At 71.0% G+C, this 17,202-nt stretch carries 13 protein-coding genes; 9 read left to right on the top strand and 4 right to left on the bottom strand.

The window, feature by feature from the left end; translation table 11 throughout:
* Positions 1-7: 7 nt before the first annotated feature.
* From idi to QRO03_RS08180, 7 genes are read left to right on the top strand one after another with little or no spacing between them, the layout of a single operon-like run.
* Positions 8-559 (top strand): isopentenyl-diphosphate Delta-isomerase, encoded by a 552-nt coding sequence (gene idi, locus QRO03_RS08210; protein ID WP_285137034.1) that lies wholly within the window; start codon positions 8-10, stop codon positions 557-559.
* Positions 556-1,626 carry a polyprenyl synthetase family protein gene (locus tag QRO03_RS08205; RefSeq protein WP_285137033.1) on the top strand — a complete coding sequence of 357 codons (1,071 nt, stop codon included), beginning with the start codon at positions 556-558 and terminating at the stop codon, positions 1,624-1,626. Before idi ends, QRO03_RS08205 begins: the two co-directional genes overlap by 4 nt.
* Entirely contained in the window at positions 1,623-2,492 is an 870-nt protein-coding gene (locus QRO03_RS08200; RefSeq protein WP_285137032.1) for a phytoene/squalene synthase family protein, read from the top strand. Before QRO03_RS08205 ends, QRO03_RS08200 begins: the two co-directional genes overlap by 4 nt.
* The gene (crtI, locus tag QRO03_RS08195) at positions 2,489-4,045 is read left to right on the top strand and encodes a phytoene desaturase family protein (protein WP_285137031.1); all 1,557 of its coding nucleotides are present in this window, start codon (positions 2,489-2,491) and stop codon (positions 4,043-4,045) included. The genes QRO03_RS08200 and crtI overlap by 4 nt, the downstream gene beginning before the upstream one ends.
* 1 nt (position 4,046) lies before the next feature.
* Positions 4,047-4,388 carry a lycopene cyclase domain-containing protein gene (locus tag QRO03_RS08190; protein ID WP_285137030.1) on the top strand — a complete coding sequence of 114 codons (342 nt, stop codon included), beginning with the start codon at positions 4,047-4,049 and terminating at the stop codon, positions 4,386-4,388.
* Complete coding sequence (locus tag QRO03_RS08185) at positions 4,385-4,702, top strand: lycopene cyclase domain-containing protein (protein ID WP_285137029.1); 318 nt, start codon at positions 4,385-4,387, stop codon at positions 4,700-4,702. The genes QRO03_RS08190 and QRO03_RS08185 overlap by 4 nt, the downstream gene beginning before the upstream one ends.
* A complete protein-coding gene (locus QRO03_RS08180) occupies positions 4,699-5,589 on the top strand; it encodes a prenyltransferase (protein ID WP_285137028.1) in 891 nt (296 codons plus the stop codon). The genes QRO03_RS08185 and QRO03_RS08180 overlap by 4 nt, the downstream gene beginning before the upstream one ends.
* 649 nt (positions 5,590-6,238) lie before the next feature.
* Here QRO03_RS08180 and QRO03_RS08175 read toward each other — a convergent pair.
* Positions 6,239-9,196 (bottom strand): UPF0182 family membrane protein, encoded by a 2,958-nt coding sequence (locus tag QRO03_RS08175; RefSeq protein WP_285137027.1) that lies wholly within the window; start codon positions 9,194-9,196, stop codon positions 6,239-6,241.
* Between the two features lie 43 nt (positions 9,197-9,239).
* On the bottom strand, positions 9,240-10,367 hold the full coding sequence (locus QRO03_RS08170) for a YlbL family protein (protein ID WP_285137026.1): 1,128 nt from the start codon (positions 10,365-10,367) through the stop codon (positions 9,240-9,242).
* 127 nt (positions 10,368-10,494) lie between these two features.
* Between QRO03_RS08170 and QRO03_RS08165 the strand changes: the two genes are divergently transcribed.
* Positions 10,495-11,949, top strand: a complete 1,455-nt coding sequence (locus tag QRO03_RS08165) for a zinc-dependent metalloprotease (RefSeq protein WP_285137025.1) — start codon at positions 10,495-10,497, stop codon at positions 11,947-11,949.
* A 980-nt stretch (positions 11,950-12,929) separates the two neighbouring features.
* On the opposite strand, the gene QRO03_RS08160 is transcribed toward QRO03_RS08165, so the two are convergent.
* Positions 12,930-14,681 (bottom strand): ATP-dependent helicase, encoded by a 1,752-nt coding sequence (locus QRO03_RS08160; protein WP_285137024.1) that lies wholly within the window; start codon positions 14,679-14,681, stop codon positions 12,930-12,932.
* Positions 14,678-15,637, bottom strand: a complete 960-nt coding sequence (gene nudC / locus QRO03_RS08155) for an NAD(+) diphosphatase (protein WP_285137023.1) — start codon at positions 15,635-15,637, stop codon at positions 14,678-14,680. The genes QRO03_RS08160 and nudC overlap by 4 nt, the downstream gene beginning before the upstream one ends.
* A gap of 108 nt (positions 15,638-15,745) precedes the next feature.
* Here nudC and QRO03_RS08150 point away from each other — a divergent pair, with 108 nt between their 5' ends.
* Positions 15,746-17,176 carry a phosphotransferase gene (locus QRO03_RS08150; RefSeq protein ID WP_285137022.1) on the top strand — a complete coding sequence of 477 codons (1,431 nt, stop codon included), beginning with the start codon at positions 15,746-15,748 and terminating at the stop codon, positions 17,174-17,176.
* The last annotated feature ends 26 nt before the right edge of the window (positions 17,177-17,202 follow it).

The raw sequence follows: 17,202 nt of genomic DNA, 5'->3' as shown, positions 1-17,202 counted from the left end.
AGGCACGATGAGCGAGACCGAGTATGTCGTCCTTCTGGACGACTTCGGAGGCGAGATCGGCACGGCGCCCAAGGCGAGTGTGCACGATACCGACACCCCGTTGCATCTCGCGTTCTCGTGCCACGTCGTCAACGGTGACGGGCAGGTGCTGGTCACCCGGCGTGCCCTTCACAAGAAGACCTGGCCGGGCGTGTGGACGAACTCGTTCTGCGGCCACCCCGCTCCCGGCGAACCGATGATCGCAGCGGTCCATCGTCGTGCCGGCTTCGAGGTCGGGCTCCCCGTGCGCGATCTCGAACTCGCCCTGCCGCATTTCCGCTACCGCGCCGTCGACGCCAGCGGCATCGTCGAGCACGAGATCTGCCCCGTCTACGTGGCCCGCACCGACGAAGAGCCCGAGCCCCACCCCGACGAGGTCGCCGAGTACCGCTGGGTGGACCCCCTCGATCTCGCAGCGTCCATCGCCGCCACCCCGTGGGCCTTCAGCCCGTGGCTCGTGATGCAGGCCCAGCAGCTCCACCTGTTCGCGTCCCTGCCCGCCGTGAGGAGAGCATCGTGATCGTCGCCGTCCCCTCGGCCCCCACCGCACGGCAAGAGATCGAAGACGCGATCGAGACGGCCCTCGAGCGCCTGGAGTACCGCGTCGTGCCGTTGGGTGAGGGCGCGCGTGCCCTGGCATCCGCCATCCGCCGCGCCGCCACCGGGGGCAAGCGCTTCCGTCCTCTCCTCGTCGCCGCCGCCTACGACACCCTCGACGGTGACGCCGTGGCTCTTTCGGCGCTCTGGCAGGTCGCCGCGGCCTTCGAACTGCTGCACACGGCCTTCGTCGTGCACGACGATGTCATCGACCACGATCTCGAGCGCCGTGGCATCCCGAACATCGGGGGCGAGTTCCGCCAGCGCGGCCTCGAGAAAGGCGCCGACGACGCCGGTGCCGCCCTGCTGGGCAACGCCGCAGGAATCCTCGCCGGCGACATGCTCCTGCACGAGGCCGGACGCCTCGTCGCCCTGGCCGACGTGCCGACCGCGATGCGCGCCGAACTCCTGCGTCTCGTGGAGGATGCCGTCATCGTCTCCGCCGCGGGCGAGCTCGCCGACGTCGAGAACGCCGTCTCCGCGGGTGACGTCGACGCGATGACCGTCCTCGCGGCCACGCGCGACAAGACCGCCGTCTACTCCTTCTCGGCGCCCCTGCAGGCCGGTGCCGTGATGGCCGGTGCGAGCGACGCGGCGCTGCACGCCCTCGAACGCTTCGGCGAACGCCTCGGACTCGCCTACCAGCTCATCGACGACCTCATCGGCGCCTTCGGCACCCCCGCCGTCTCCGGCAAGGACGAGGGATGCGACCTGCGCGAGGCGAAGAAGACGCACCTCATCTCCCTCGCCCGCGAGACCGAGGACTGGCCCGAGGTGAGCCTCGCGCTCGCGCAGGCGCACACCGGTCCCGTCGCCATCCGCGCCGCGCAGGCCGCTCTGTCGGCATCCGGGGCGCGCAAAGCCCTCGAGCGCATGGTCTACGAGACGCTCGAAGAAGCCACGATGATCGTCGAGGGAGCCATGCTGCCCGCGGCCTGCAAGGCCATGCTGCAGGGTCTCGTCGACACCGTGGCGGAGCGCGTTCCGTGACCACCGCCCACACGGGACTCGAGCTCTATTCGCAGACGGCCGACGACGCCGCGGCCGCGGTGATCAACCGGTACTCCACGTCTTTCGGCATCGCCACCCGACTGCTGGGCGCTCGGCCCCGCCCGCACGTGCGCAACGTCTACGCCCTGGTGCGCGTCGCCGACGAGATCGTCGACGGTCCCGCCCACGACGCCGGTCTGAGCCCCGAGCGCGAGCGCGCCGTCCTCGACGGTCTCGAGAACGAGGTGATGGATGCCATCGCCACTGGCTTCAGCGCCAACCTCGTCGTGCACGCCTTCGCCCGCACCGCTCGTGAGTGCGGCATCGGCGCCGACCTCATCGCCCCCTTCTTCGCCTCGATGCGCACCGACATCGACACCGCCGCCCACGACGACCTGTCGCACGACGCGTACGTCTACGGGTCGGCGGAGGTCGTGGGGCTCATGTGCCTGCAGGTGTTCCTCAACGCCGGCATGTCGGCTCCCGCCCGCCCGGCGGCCGACCTCGTCGACGGCGCCCGGCGTCTGGGTGCCGCCTTCCAAGACGTGAACTTCCTGCGCGACCTCGCCGATGACGCCGACCGCCTCGGCCGCGACTACCTCGACGGCGCGGCCGACGACGAGCGACGCACCGCGGTGCTCGACCGGATCGACGCCGACCTCGCCGCCGCGGCATCCGTCATCCCGCACCTCCCGCCCGACTGCCGGGCCGCCGTGACCACCGCGCACGACCTCTTCGCGGAGCTGTCGCGCCGCCTCCGCACAGCCCCCGCCGGCGCCCCCCGCGTCCGCGTCCCCGACGGTGTCAAAGCCACCCTCGCCGCTCGCGCCCTCCTGGGGCGTCCTCCGAAAGGTTCCCGCTCATGAGCGCCCAGCGCATCGTCGTCGTCGGAGGCGGAATCGCCGGACTCGGTACGGCCGCCCTGCTCGCGGACCGCGGGCACGACGTCCAACTGTTCGAGGCCCGCGACGACCTGGGTGGCCGAGCCGGGTCATGGGCCAGCGACGGGTTCCGCTTCGACACGGGCCCCAGCTGGTACCTCATGCCCGAGGTGTTCGACCACTTCTTCCAGTTGCTCGGCACGAGCGCCGCGGAACAGCTCGACCTCGTGCGCCTCGACCCGGCCTACCGCGTCTACGGCCCTCCCGGGAAGGGTGAGCCGATCGATATCGTCTCGGGACGAGAGGCCGTGCGCGCGCTGTTCGAGGAGCACGAGCCCGGCTCGGGCGACAACATCGACGCCTACCTGGACTCCGCGAAAGACGCGTACGAGCTCTCGACGTCCAAGTTCCTGTACGACCCGTACTCGTCGACGAAGGGCCTGCGCGACCCGGCTCTGGTGAAGCGCCTGCCGACGCTGATCCCGCTGCTCACCCGCACACTGTGGAGCCGCGTCACCACCGACTTCCAGAACACCCGCCTGCAGCAGATCCTCGCCTACCCGGCGGTGTTCCTCGGCGGCTCCCCGTTCGAGGTCCCGAGCCTTTACCACCTCATGAGTCACCTCGACCTCGGCGACGGCGTGCTGTACCCCAAGGGCGGCATGACCGAGATCATCGCGGCGATCGAGAAGCTCGCGCGCGAGCGCGGCGTGCGTATCGAGACCTCCACCCCGGTGGATGCCATCATCACCGAGTCGGGTGTCGCCCGGGGCGTACGGCTGGCCGACGGACGCGTCATCTCGGCGGATGCCGTGGTCTCGGGCGCCGACCTCCACCACACCGAGAACGACCTGCTCGAGGCGAAGGACCGCCAGTACCCGGAGAAGTGGTGGAAGGACAAGGTCCCCAGCCCCGGCGCCCTGCTGCTCCTGCTCGGCGTGAAGGGCGAGCTGCCGCAGCTCACGCACCACACGCTGCTGTTCACGGACGACTGGCACACCAACTTCGACGCGATCTTCGGGGACGACAAGAAGATCCCCGACCCCGCGTCGATCTACATCTGCCGCCCGAGTACGACCGACGACTCGGTCGCTCCCGCAGGACACGAGAACCTCTTCGTGCTGGTTCCCGTGCCGGCCGATCCCGAGAGCGGGCGCGGCGGCGTCTCGGGCGCGGGCGACGAGCGGATCGAGAAGGCCGCGGACCGGGTGATCGCCCAGATCGCCGAGTGGACCGGCATCCCGGATCTCGCCGAGCGCATCGTCGTGCGCCGCACCATCGCCCCCGAGGACTTCGCGAACGACCTGCACGCCTGGCACGGCAACTCGCTCGGGCTCGCGCACACGCTGACCCAGAGCGCGATCTTCCGGCCGAAGAACCGCTCGCGCAAGGTGAAGAACCTGTTCTACGCCGGAACGTCGGTGCTCCCCGGCATCGGCCTGCCGATGTGCCTCATCTCGGCCGAACTCGTCGTCAAGCGCATGACGGGCGACACCTCCCCCGGCCCCCTGGCAGAGCCCGCACGCGCGGCGGTCTGAGGTGCCCGGGATCTACCTGGGCGCGATCCTGTTCTCGCTGGCGGGCATGATCGCGATCGACATGAAGTTCGTGCTGGCGTTGCGGGTCGCCCCGCTGCGCACGATCCTCACGGTGCTGATCGCGACGGCGTTCTTCCTCGTGTGGGATGCCGTGGGGATCGTGACGGGGGTCTTCGTGAAGGGCGAGAGTCCGCTCTTCGTGGGGGTCGAGCTCGCCCCCCACCTGCCGCTCGAAGAGGTGTTCTTCCTCCTGTTCCTGAGTTACCTGTCGCTCGTGATGTTCGCGGTCTTCGAGCGCCGGGCGCGCGCCCGCTCTCGCGGAACCGTCCGGGGGAGCGCGTGACGTACCCGCTCATCGTCCTTCCCTTCGTGATCGTCACGGTGCTCGTGACCCTCGCGACACGAGGGCGCCCGCGGTTCCGCGAGCGCATGGCATCCTCGGGTCTTCTCGCCCTGGTGCTGATCGGACTCACCCTGGTGTTCGACAACCTCATGATCGCGGTCGACCTCTTCAGCTACCCCGCCGAGCACCTCAGCGGGCTGCGCCTCGGGCTCGCCCCGATCGAGGACTTCGCGTACCCGCTGTGCGCCGCGTTCCTCGTACCGGCGGTGTACGCACTTCTCTCCCCCCACACGTCGTCGAAGGATGCCGCATGACTCTGCCCGCCCTGACACCGGCTCGCGTCGTGCGCGAGCTGTTCGTGTCGTCTCGTCCGGTGAGCTGGATCAACACGGCCTTCCCGTTCGCCGCCGCGTACCTGCTGACGACGCGCCAGATCGACGCGCCGCTGATCGTCGGCATCGTCTTCTTCCTCGTGCCGTACAACCTCGCGATGTACGGCGTGAACGATGTGTTCGACTACGAATCCGACCTGCGCAACCCTCGCAAGGGCGGCACGCACGGCGCGGTGCTCGCCAAGCGCATGCACCCGATCACGCTCTGGGCCTCTGCCCTGTCGTGCCTTCCGTTCGTGGTGTACCTCGTCGTCATCGGGTCGCCGTCGTCGTGGCTCGTGCTGGCGCTCAGCCTCTTCTTCGTCGTGTTCTACTCCGCTCCCCCGCTGCGTCTGAAGGAACGGCCGTTCCTCGACTCGATGACCAGCAGCATCCACTTCTTCTCCCCCGCCGTGTACGGTTTCGTGCTCGCGGGCGCCGTCTGGACGCCGCAGCTCGTGTTCGTCTTCGTCGCGTTCGCGCTATGGGGCGTCGCGTCGCACGCCTTCGGAGCCGTGCAGGACGTCGAGGCCGACCGCGCCGCCGACATCTCGTCGATCGCGACCGCCCGCGGAGCGCGGTGGACCGTGCGCTTCGCCCTCGCCGCGTACGCACTGGCCGGGGTGGCCATGCTGTTCACCGCCTGGCCGGGGCCGCTCGCGGCTGTGCTGGTGATCCCTTATCTGGTGGTCTGCTGGCCGTATCGGAACGTGACGGATGCCGAGAGCGACCGCGCCACCGCCGGATGGAACCGCTTCCTCTGGCTCAACCAGATCGCCGGCTTCGGCACGACGATGCTGCTGATCTGGTGGTGGTTCCTCAGCGCGTAGCGCGTGGCGGGTCGAGGGTCGCTGGCCCCGGCGAGGGGCGGTGTCGACGGTCGCGGCAAGGGGTCGGTGTCGTGGGTCCCGGCGAGGGGTCGGTGCCGAGGGTCACGGCGCGAGGGTCGGTGTCGCGGGTCCCGGCGAGGGGTCGGTGCCGAGGGTCACGGCGCGAGGGTCGGTGTCGTGGGTCCCGGCGAGGGGTCGGTGCCAAGGGTCACGGCGCGAGGGTCAGTGTCGCGGAGCGCGGCGCGTGCGAGCGGCGCGCCCATGTTGAATGTCCAGAACACCCGGACGCTTTCGAGATTCGTCCGGGTGTTGTGGACACTCGCTGCGTGAGTAGAGGCGCCGCGCCGATGCGGCCACCACCTCTGCGAGGGTGCGGTGGGCGGGTGCGAGCGCCACGATCTCAGTGGAGTGTCCAGAGCACCCGGACGTTTTGGCATCGGTCCGGGTGTCGTGGACACTCAGGGCGGGGGCACGCCCGCCGCCGTCGAGTGTCCAAGACTCGCCGCTGACGAGCACGGAGACCGGCGTGTTCGGGACACTCAACGCGTCCCCGACACTCGACGGGTCCCCGGCCGAGGTTCGACAACCGCCGGATACGACGACGCCGGCGCCCCGCGGATGCGGAGCGCCGGCGTCTTGGTGAGGGTGATCAGCCCGCGGGCGTGGCCTCGGGCGTCGGAGTCGGAGTGCTCGAGCCACCCTGCCCGTCCGCCTCGAGGGCGAGCAGCCGCTGGACCGCCGCCGTGAGGCGGGCGTCCTGTGCGGCGAACGCGGTCAGGTCGCCGCTCGTCAGCGCGGCCTGTCGCGCGGTGAGTGCGTCGCCCGCTTCCTGCAGCGCGGCGGCGTAGTCGCCGGCCGGGACGGTGGTGCCGCCGCCGGTGCCTCCGGTGCCGCCGGTGTCTCCGCCCTGGCCCTGGTCGACCGGGGTGACGGTCTCGTCGCCCGTGTTGGCGCCGGAATCACCGCCGAACAGGGTGTCGAGCGCCTCGCTCAGCGTGTTCTCGAACGCGATCTCGTTGCCGAACGCCACCAGCACGCGCCGCAGCTGCGGCAACTGCGTGTCGCCGGACGACTGCACGAACACCGGCTGCACGTACAGCAGACCGCCGCCGACCGGGAGGGTCAGCAAGTTGCCGTTCAGTACCTCTGACTGGCCCTGCTGCAGGATGTTGATCTGCGACGACACGGCCGTATCGGAGTCGAAGGTGTTCTGCACCTGACCGGGTCCGGGCACCGTGGTTGCCGCGTCGATCACGAGCATTCTGAGGCGTCCGTAGTCGTCCCGTTTGGTCCCCGCTTGATCCCCGGCGTTGGAATCCACCGCGAGGTAACCGGTCAGCACGTTTCGCGCCTGTCCACCCTGGGATGCCGGGATGAAGCTCGTGAACATGGAGTACGACGGGTCGTCCTGGCTCGGCATCTTCATCGTCAGGTAGTACGGCGGCTGGAAGGTCGCCGGGTCCTGCGGGTCGTTCGGGGTGGTCCAGCGGTTGTCCTGACGGTAGAACGACACCGCGTCGTCGACGTGGTAGACGCCGAGCATCGAGCGCTGCACCTTCATCAGGTCGGTCGGGTAGCGCACGTGGCTCATCAGGTCCGCCGACATGGCGCTCCAGGGCTGGAGCGAGGTCGGGTAGATGTTCTGCCACGCCTTCAGCAGCGGATCCTCGTCGTCCCACGCGTAGAGGTCGACGGAGCCGTCGTACGCGTCCACCGTGGCCTTGACCGAGTTGCGGATGTAGTTGATGTCATCCAGCGCGTAGGTCGGGGCCGGGTTGTTCGAGTCGGCGATCGCGCGAGAGAGCGAGACACCGGTCGAGTACGGGTAGTTCGCGCTCGTCGTGTAGCCGTCGATGACCCACTTGATGCGGCCGTCGACGACCGTCGGGTACGGGTCGCTGTCGAGCGTCAGGTAGGGCGCCGCCTTCTGAACGCGCGTCTTGGGGTCGCGGTCGTAGAGGATCTGCGACGACTCGTTGACGCTGTCGGAGAAGAGGATCTGCTCCGACTGGAACTTCAGCGCGTAGATGAGGCGGTTGAAGACGTTGCCCACGCTCGGTCCGCCGTCGCCGTCGAACGTGGTGCGGGTCTCGGTGCCGCCGTCCGCGCCCAGCGGGTAGTCGAGCTCGATCGGGTCCGTGCCCTCGGGCGCGCCCACGATCGAGTACGTCGGGGACTGCTCGCCGAAGTAGACGCGCGGCTGGTACTGCAGGTCGGTGAGGAAGCCGGTCCCGGGGATGGCCTGCTCGAGGAACACCGGGTCGCCGTCCGCGGTGCGTTCGTTACCGGCGGCCGCCACCATGCCGTAGCCGTGGGTGTAGACGAGGGTGGTGTTCTGCCACGAAGCGGCGTCACCGAGCTGACCGATGTTGAGCTCGCGCAGCGACACCACGGTGTCCTGGGTCTGGCCGTTGATCGTGTAGCGGTCGACGTCGAGCGGGTTCGTGAACTGGTAGTACGCGCGGTACTGCTCGAGCTGGCGCACGGTGGGCCCGATGATGGCGGGGTCCATGATGCGCAGCTGGGCGGTGGATTCCGCGTCGTTGCGCAACTGCCCGGCCTCGGCCTCGGTCGTGGCCTGGAAGTTCTCTTTCTCGACGTTGTCGATGCCGTAGGCGGCCTTCGTTCCGTCGAGGTTGCGCTGGTAGTACTGGCTCTCGAGGGTGAGCTCGTTCGGACGCACCTGGAAGGTGGTGACCGCCCACGGGATGGCCGCGCCCACGACGACGGCGGAGACGACGAGCAGCGCGGTACCGATGAGGGGGTAGCGCCAACGGCCGAGGAAGGCCGTGACGAAGAACGCCAGGGCGACGATGACGGCGGCGATCGCGAGGATCGTCTGGCCCGGGATGACGGCGTTCGCCCCCACGTAACCGGGACCCGTGATGCGCTCCGACGGCTCGACGAGCGTGCGGAAGCGGTCCAGCCACAGGCTCGCTCCCTGCAGCAGCAGGTAGAGGCCGGCGAGGATGGCGAGCTGGATCCGGGCGGCCTTGGAGATGCGCAGCTCTCGCTGGCCGACGCGCACGGAACCGTAGAGGTACGACACGACGCCGGTGAGCAGCAGGCACACCAGCACCACGGCCGAGGCGAAGCCGAGGGCGGCGCCGTAGAACGGCATCGCGAAGAGATAGAAACCTGTGTCGAGCCCGAACTGCGGGTCGGTGACGGAGGTCGCCACGCCGTTGACCCACAACCAGGTGGTCTCCCACTGCGCGGATGAGGCGAAGCCGGCGAAGAAGCCGAAGAAGATCGGGATGCCCCACATGGCGAGGCGGCGGAGCGGCTCCACGACCTCCTGGTAGCGGTCGAGCTGCGAGTTGAGGCGCGCGTACACCGGGCGCAAGCGGTAAGCGAGTTGGATGACGCCCCACACCGGCACCGCCATGGCCAGGAAGCCGACGACGAACATCACGCTGCGTCCGATCCACTGCGTGGTCAGCACGCCGGTGAAGCCCAGCTGTGCGAACCACAGCCAGTCGGAATACAGGTTGGCGAAGACGAAGAACGCCACGACGAGCGCTGCGATCACCGCCAGCGTGATGGAGACGATCCGTCGGGAGCGGTTCGGGGGCGTGGCCTGGTTCGGCGCTGAGGTCGTGGTCACCCCTTCATCCTAGGCGTGGCCTTCTCGGGGTAAGCCGTGAATGCTACGATCCCGAGCCACACGTCGGGAGGGCGTCGAGGTCGCCCCCGTCGCGCACTGTCTCCAGCACCGTCAAGGACTGCTCGAGCGTCGATGTGGAGAAGACCCGCAGGCCGTCGGGCACGTGGCCGACGACTTCGTTGCAGTTCGCCTCGGGGGCCAGGAACATCGTCGCTCCGGCATCCACCGCCCCGTAGAGCTTCTGACGGATGCCACCGATCGGTCCGACGTTGCCGTCGGCGTCGATCGTGCCCGTGCCGGCGTAATGGACCCCACCGGTGAGGTCGCCCGGCGACATCTTGTCGATGATGCCGAGCGCGAACATCATCCCCGCGCTCGGGCCGCCCACGTCGTTCAGCTGGATGGTGACGTCGACGGGGAGATCGAACGTGATGCCGAGCACGACGCCCAGCAGGTATTGCGTCTGCCCGTCCGTCGTCGTCTCCCGGGGGGTCACCTGCGCGGAACCCGGAACGTCGCCGCGCTCGAAGCCGACGGTGACCGGGCCGCCCGCGGCATCCTGCACCTTCGAACGGATCGCATCGACGCTCGTGACGGCCGTGCCGTCGACCGAAGTGATCACGTCGCCCTGCTGCAGCTGCCCCGCCGAGGCGCCGTCGGCGTCGACGCTCGCCACGGCGATCTCCGCCGGGACGTCGTACCCGAGCTCGCGGAGGGCGGCCGCGCTGGCCTCGTTCTGCGAGTCGGTCATGAGGGCGGCGTTCTCGGAGTTGCGCTGCTCGGTGCTCTGGCCCGCGGGGAAGATGCGGTCGATGGGCACGACGGCGCGGGAGCGGTCGAACCACGCCCCGGCGAGCTCGAGCCACGAGGGGGTGCGCTCGCGATTGCCGCTGACCTGCACCGTCAGCAGATCGAGCTGCCCGGTCGAGGCGGTGTCGTCCTCGTCCGGCACCGAGATGAGCGGGACGTCCTGCCCGTCGGCGTTCTTCGAGGTGCCCAAGGTGTCGAAGACCGGACCGGGCTGCTGGATGACGTAGGCCGAGGGCAGGAACGTGAGGGTGAGCAGGACGAGCGAGGCGATGGTGATTGCCCACACGCCGGTGACGGTGCGACGACTCCACCGCTCCCGGGGCGCCGGCACGACGGCGACGTTCTCATCGAACAGGGTCACGGTGGGGGGTCCTTTGCCGGGTCGTTCGCGTGCGGCGTAAGCGGCGCGAGGCCGGGCCGGCAGAAGCGGGGAAGCGTGCGACTAGCGTAGGACTCGTTCCCCCAGACCTGGCTGAAAGGCGGCCGAAATGGCAGACGAGAACCGCGGGCCCGACGACCGCAGCCCCGAGGAGGAGTTCCAGGAGCTGATGCGCCGCCTGATGTCGGGCGACACCAGCGGGATCGACCCCGAGCAGCTCGCGCGCCTGTCGGGCATGCAGATCGATCCCACCATGCTGCAGCAGGTCATGAACCAGCTGCAGGGCGCATTCGCGGGCACGCAGGAGGGCGTCGACTGGAGCCTGGCGGAGCGCCAGGCCCTGCACATCGCCAACCAGGACGGATTGGGCGTGACCACGGGTCAGCGCACCGACCTCGACCAGGCCTTCACCCTCGCGGGCCTCTGGCTGGGCGAGGCGACCACGATCGCCGACCTGCCGCGACCCCCGCGCGCCGTCACCCGCGGCGCCTGGGTCACCGCGACGCTCCCGGTGTGGCAGGAGCTCGCCGAGCCCGTCGCCACGAGCATCGCCGACGCCCTGACCGCAGCCCTCGGCCAACAGGCACCCGACGACATGCAGGAGATGATCGCCGGCGCGGGGCGTCTCATGCGCACCGTGGGCGGGTCGCTCTTCGCCACGCAGCTGGGTCACGTCGTCGGTCGACTCTCGACCGAGGTCGTCGGCGGCGGCGATGTCGGCATCCCGGTCATGCCCGACGGCGAGGCAGCCATCCTGCCGCAGAACTTCGCCGACTTCGGCCGTGATCTCGAGATCCCCGACGATCAGCTGGCGCTCTATCTCGCGACCCGCGAGCTGGCGCACGCGCGCCTGTTCCGTCACGCGCGCTGGTTGCGGCTGCACGTCATCTCGCAGGTACGCGACTTCGCGCACGGCATCCGCGTCGACACCGACGCCCTCGAAGAACTCGCCTCGCGCTTCGACCCGTCGCAGCCCGAAGAACTGCGCGGGGCGCTGGAGAGCGGAGCGTTGCTGCCCGAGCGCTCCGAGGAGCAGACCGCGGCCCTCACCCGCCTCGAGAACCTGCTCGCCACGATCGAGGGCTGGGTCGACGTCGTCACCGAAGACGCGACCTCGCGTCTTCCCTCCGCGGTGCGGATCGCCGAAGCCGTCCGCCGTCGCCGCGCGGTCGGCGGCCCCGCCGAGCAGGCGCTCGGCTCTCTCGTCGGCCTCGAACTGCGTCCGCGCCGCATGCGCGAAGCAGCGGCGATGTGGCGTCAGGTGACCGACGCGGTCGGCGTCGAGGGGCGCGACGGGCTCTGGGACTACCCCGACCTCATGCCCACCGCCGACGACATCGACGACCCCGCAGCCCTCATCGCCCGGCTCACGGCCGCGTCCCGAGGCGAGGCGGCTCCCTCGGATGCCATGGATGACGCGCTCGCTCAGCTCCTGGCCGAAGAGGCCGAGGGCGGCCGCGCCGACGACGCCGCCGAGAATGCCGGAGACACCGGCACCGCTCCGACGTCGAACGACGAGCGGCCCGACGACGACTCCGCGCCGGGCGACCAGCGGCCGGTGTAGGACTTTCGCGTTCGGACGCGCCCGGGGAGGAGACATCGGTCTCGCCCCGGGCGCGTTCGCGTGTGCGGGGGCGGGTGCCCGGCGCTCGCCCAGGGCGCGTTCGGCGGTGGGGACGGCTACCCGGGGCGCGTACGGGCGTTCGGGCGAGTGCCCGGCTCACGCCCTGCGGCGGCGGCTGCTGCCCGTCACCGCGGGCGCGGGCGGCCGCCACTGCCCGTCACCTCGGGCGCGGGCGATCGCACGGCTCCTCCCCACGCCGCGGAGTTCGTCCAGGGATGGGGATAGCGGCATCCGGGATCGGTCGGCGGTTCAGGATCGACCCATGATGCGACTCGATCCCTCCGCTCTCCCCCTGTGGCGCGATGACGGCCGCGTGCAGTTCGGCTCGCCCGCGCTCGCCCACACCCCGTTCGCGGGTGCGTGGGTCGACATCGTGGTCGCGGCTCTCGCGGCCGGCACGACGCGGGCGGAGGTGCGGGGTCTCGCGCGAGTGCACGGAGCGGCCGACGGGGAGGCCGACGCCCTTCTCGACGCGGTGGCGCCCGCGATCGCGTCGCGCCGGCGGTGGGCACCGATCGCCGTGCAGGTCGCCGACGATCTCCCGTCGCGTGTCGTGCGGGCCGTCCTCGCCGCCCTGCCGGCGCGTACGAGCGTGATCCCCTGGGCCGGATCGGCCGGACACCGCGTACCCACCGGCGCGCACGTGGTGCTGCTGGCCGCCCACCGGGTAGACCCGCGGCGGGCGGCCACGCTGCTCAGCGAGGATGTGACGCACCTCCCCGTCACGCTCGACGCGGGCAGTGCCACCATCGGTCCCGTCGTGGTCCCCGGCCGCACCGCGTGCCTCGCCTGCCTCGACGCAGCCCGCCGCCGTGATGACGCGCAGTGGCCCACGATCGCCGCGCAGCTCCTGGGCCGCGCGCACCCCGACGTCGACGTGGCCCTCGCCGCCGAGGCCGGGCGCGCCGCCCGGTTCCTGCTCAGCGGGCCGATCGCGTCGACGACGAGGTCGTTGCGCCTGCGCGCCGATTCGTCCCGGCGGGCCTGGGAGATGCATCGGCCGAGCGAAGAGTGCCACTGCCGATCTCCTGGAGGAAGCGCGAAGCAGACCGCTCCATACGGCCTCGGCCCCGTGCCCAGCTCACCGAGAGCGTCCGCGCCGCTCGCGTGACGCCGACGTACGCGAGGCGTCGCTCTTCGTCGACCGCCTCGAACGTCTTCGCGTACGAGATGGGCAGCAGCCCCTCACTCACCCCCACGAGGTACACGTGATCCCACTCCAGACCTTTCGCCGCGTGCAGCGTGGCCAGCGTCACCGTGCGCGTCGTCGGCTCGTGCTGGTCGCGCGCGCGTGCCTGCAGGTCGTCGGTGAACGCGCGCAGGTCGGTTCCCGTCGGCGCGTCCTCCGCGAGACGCAGCAGTGCCGCCCGGGCCTCCCACGCCTCCCGCAGCGCACCGCCGGCCGCCGGCGGGTCGTCGGTGAGTCCGACGCTGCGCAGCACATCCCGCACCGTGGCGAGGAAACCCGTCTCCATCGGGGCGACCGACGCCGCGCGAAGCGCCATGAGCGCCTGGCGCACCTCCGGCAGGTCGAAGAACTTGCGTCCACCGAGCACCGACGCCGCCACACCGACCCCCGCCAACGCCGTGAGCAGAGCCGCCGACTGCGCGTGCGCCCGATAAAGCACTGCGATGTCGTGCGGGTCGACCCCGCGGGTCAGCGAGTCGGCGATCGACCGCGCCACCGCAGTCGCTTCGTCCTCATCGTCGTCGAAGGCGCGCACGGTGGGGGTCGGCGTGTCCAGTGCGCTCGCCGCGACGAGTTCGAGGGCGCCCGCGCGACCGCGCATGAGCTCGTTGGCGACGGCGAGCACGGGGGCCGTGGAGCGGTAGTTGCGCTCGAGCCGTACGACACGGGCGTCCTCGTGGGTCCGCTCGAAGTCGAGCAGGTATCGCGCGTCGGCGCCCGTGAACGAGTACACCGTCTGACTCGCGTCGCCCACGACGCACAGGTCGCGGCGATCCCCCAACCACAGCTCGAGCACGCGGTTCTGCAGGGGCGAGACGTCCTGGTACTCGTCCACGGTGAAGTGCCGGTACTGCTCGCGCACCGCGGCGGCGACGTGCGGTTCGGCCTCGATCATGCCGGCGCACGTCAGCAGCACGTCTTCGAAGTCCATCTGCCGCCGCTCGTCCTTGAGCTTCTCGTACGCGCGTTGCAGGGCGACGACCTGATCGACGCCCAAGCGGCCGACGCCCTCTGGGCGGTCCGCGGCGTACTGGTCGATGGAGCGCAACGTGACCTTGCGCCACTCGATCGCGGACGCGACGTCGCGCAGCGTCGCGGTATCGGGCGAGAGCCCCACGCCGTCGGCCGCGTGCGCGAGCATGCGCACCTTGTTGTCGATGATCGAGGGCGCCTGGTCTCCGGCGAGTGTGGGCCAGAAGAAGTTCACCTGCGCGAGGGCTGCCGCGTGGAAGGTCCGGGCCGAAACGCCCGACACTCCGAGCGCGCGCAGACGTCCCCGCATCTCACCCGCCGCCTTCGCGGTGAAGGTCACCGCCATCACCCGCTGGGGCGAGTACGCACCCGTGTCGACGCCATGAGCGATGCGCCGCGTGATGACGCGCGTCTTGCCGGTCCCGGCGCCGGCGAGCACGCAGACCGGTCCCCGCAAAGCGCGCGCGGCCTCGAGCTGGTGCTCGTCGAGACCGTCGAGCGGACCGGTCACGCGATCCCCCGGTACCAGTCGTCGATGAGGCGCCGGGCGATGGATGCCGCGCCCGGCAGGGTCACGTCGGACTCGTCGCTCAGTGCCGCACCGATCTCGTCACGGGTGAACCAGCGCACCTCGACGATCTCCTCACCGTCGGGGCGGGCGTCGGCGTCGTCGACGACCCGCGCGCGGAACCCGAGCATGAGCGAGCGCGGGTACGGCCATGCCTGCGAATACCGGTACGCGATGTCGCGCAGCCGGACACCGGCTTCCTCCTCCACCTCGCGGGCGACGGCGTCTTCGAGCGACTCCCCCGCCTCGGCGAACCCGGCGAAGCACGAATACCTCCGGCCACCCCACGCGGCGTTCGCCCCGAGCAGGATCCGATCGTCGGATCCCGCCGACGTGAGAAGCACGATCACGGCCGGATCGGTGCGCGGGAAGTGCTCCCGACCGCACGCGGGGCAGTGCCGCGACCAGCCGGCATGGCGCACCTCGGTGAGCGTGCCGCACGCGGGGCAGAAGGGCGCATCTCGCAACCAGCCCGCGAGGGCGACAGCGGTGGTCAGGAGCTCCGCCTCGCCGGCGGGCAGGTCGCCGCCGGCGGCACGCAAGGGCGCCCAGGAGGCGTTGGCGACGAGGTCGTCGGGGGCATCCTCGGCGAGGACGGCGAGCACGATCGCTCCGCCGTCACCGTCACGGCCAAGGAAAGCCCATTCGCGAACGCCCGGCACGGTGATCTCCGCGGTCCCAGTGGCGGCCCCCCGCAGTCGGCCGTGCTCGACCAGGGCCAGACGGCCCCCGACGAGGGGCGCGGCGTCGCGGCGCACGGCGAGCACCCGGGTGCGCGGGTCGTGCAGGAGCCGGGGCAACAGATCCCGGTCGTCTCGCTCGGCGGCCGACCTGTCGATGCGGACCTCTGCACCCGCGGCGGAATCTGCGGCGGACGGCGTGAACGCGGAACGCGACATGAAGCACCTCTTTCACGAGCGGACGGGGCGGGCGGTTCCGGGGCGACCTCCCCCGCTCAAGGGCGTGGCGTGGACGGCGGAACGAGAGGCCCACCTACCCTGGGAGGCATGGCACGCTCGCCCCTCATTTTAGCTGCGTCGGCGACGACGGCTCTGCCCGGCACCGTGTTCACCAGCGCTCGGGTGCTCACCGAGAACGCCGGTGGACGGTTCGACTCGGCTCTCGCGCGCACCGACGACGGCCGGGAGGTCGTCGTGCGCATGCCGGCCGGCGAAGAGGGTGCCCACGATCTGGCCGCGGAGTCGCGAGCCCTGCACGCGCTGACTGCCGGTGTGCGGGCACTCCTGCCTTTCGCCGTGCCCGAAGTGCTCGGCGAGAGCGGCTCCGGTACGCAGCGCGTGCTCGTGGTCGACCGCATCGACGGCTACCGCATCGACCCCGCCCAGCTGCCGAAGGGACCCGGCTACGCACCCGCGATCGGCGGAGCTCTCGCGGCGGTCCATGCCCTCCCGGCATCCATCGTGCGCACCGACGGTCTGCCGGTCCGCACATCCGAGCAGGTCCGCGACGACATCCGACGCCTGCTCGACCGCGCCGACGCCACGGGGCGCGTCAGCGACGACCTCATGCTGCGCTGGCGGCGTGCCCTCGACGTCGACGACCTCTGGCGGTTCGAGTCCGCGGTCGTCCTGGGCGGTGCGACCAGCGCCTCGATCGTCCTCGCCGACGACTCCGACGGCATCCCGCACGTGGTGGGGGTCCTCGACTGGGCCGGCCTCAGTGTCGGCGACCCGGCCGTCGACCTGCGGTGGCTGGCATCCGCCCCCACGGCCGCCGACGACGTGCACGAGGGATACGCCGCGGCCGGCGACCGGTCGCCCGACCCCCTGCTGCGCGAGCGCGCCCGCCTGTACGCCGAACTGGAATTCGCCCGGTGGCTCGTCCACGGACACGATGCCGGTCACGCCGACGTCGTCGACGACGCGGTCGCGCTGCTCGACGCCCTGGCCGACGGCGTCCGCGGGGACCACATCGTGCCCGACACGCGCAGCGACATCGACGACGCCATGGCGCTCGTCGAGAGCGTGCCGCCCGTGTCGACGCCCGGCGGGGTGGACACGTCGATGCAGACCGACGCCTACGACCCCGAGGCGCTGTCGCTGTACCTCGCAGTCGAGCGCGATCGCGCGGCCGCCGCCGATGCGCTCGCCGCCGCGATGGACGACCGTGCGAACCCGGATGCCGACACCGGCGCCATCCACGTCGACCGACTGCCCCAACCCGACGGCGTCGACCACGACGCCACCGCCCCGGTCGACCTGGACGGCTGGGGTGACGACGCACCGCGCGGTGGAGCGGCGAACGCCGCGGGAGCATCTGACCAGCGCGACCCGGCGACCGGGACAGCCGGGACCACCGACCGGGGGACGTCGCACGCCGACGCCGCGCCCGAGACGGTCGTCGACGACGAAGAAGACGCCCTCCGCGCCAGCCGGGCCGCGCTGCGCCGTTGGGGTGTCTCGGGCGATACCGCCTGAGCCGAGCGGTCCGCCCCGGGCGGGCG

It is taken from the genome of Microbacterium sp. lyk4-40-TSB-66 (assembly GCF_030209475.1).
Lineage (GTDB): Bacteria > Actinomycetota > Actinomycetes > Actinomycetales > Microbacteriaceae > Microbacterium.
Note: the sequence above shows the minus strand (reverse complement) of the source record. Positions and strands in the feature narration are given on the sequence as shown.

Excerpts from the sequence above, each read along its gene's own strand:
- idi (WP_285137034.1), top strand. The coding sequence starts at position 8 with ATGAGCGAGACCGAGTATGTCGTCCTTCTGGACGACTTCGGAGGCGAG.
- crtI (WP_285137031.1), top strand. The coding sequence starts at position 2,489 with ATGAGCGCCCAGCGCATCGTCGTCGTCGGAGGCGGAATCGCCGGACTC.
- QRO03_RS08180 (WP_285137028.1), top strand. The coding sequence starts at position 4,699 with ATGACTCTGCCCGCCCTGACACCGGCTCGCGTCGTGCGCGAGCTGTTC.
- QRO03_RS08165 (WP_285137025.1), top strand. The coding sequence starts at position 10,495 with ATGGCAGACGAGAACCGCGGGCCCGACGACCGCAGCCCCGAGGAGGAG.
- nudC (WP_285137023.1), bottom strand. The coding sequence starts at position 15,637 with ATGTCGCGTTCCGCGTTCACGCCGTCCGCCGCAGATTCCGCCGCGGGT.
- QRO03_RS08150 (WP_285137022.1), top strand. The coding sequence starts at position 15,746 with ATGGCACGCTCGCCCCTCATTTTAGCTGCGTCGGCGACGACGGCTCTG.